Annotated in this window: 1 pseudogene; it reads right to left on the bottom strand. The window is 46.2% G+C overall.

The annotated features are described in order from the left end of the window. Positions 1–234, bottom strand: a pseudogene (locus FTW16_RS22210) (type II secretion system protein GspF); the annotation flags it as partial.

Raw genomic sequence — 234 nt, 5'->3', positions numbered from 1 at the left:
ACAAGCGTTGATATTTGACGCGTAATCAAAGCAAGATCAGGTGTACTGATACCACGCTTAAAACTGGTCGAAGGTTGAGAGCCTTTGGCATTTTTTGCCTTGGCTTCAGTCATCTCAACCGGCATTAAGCCTTGCTCTTTTAAGCGCTGGCGAGCCTGGCGATCGTTATCCGCTTCAATAGACCCCTTTTTACTTTTACCTTTAGCATCCAGCGCTTTGTATTCAAATGCCGCC

The organism is Vibrio sp. T20 (genome assembly GCF_007858795.1).
In the GTDB taxonomy this organism is placed as follows: domain Bacteria; phylum Pseudomonadota; class Gammaproteobacteria; order Enterobacterales; family Vibrionaceae; genus Vibrio; species Vibrio satsumensis.
The sequence above is the reverse complement of the archived record's forward strand: the minus strand, read 5'-3'. Positions and strand labels throughout refer to the sequence as shown.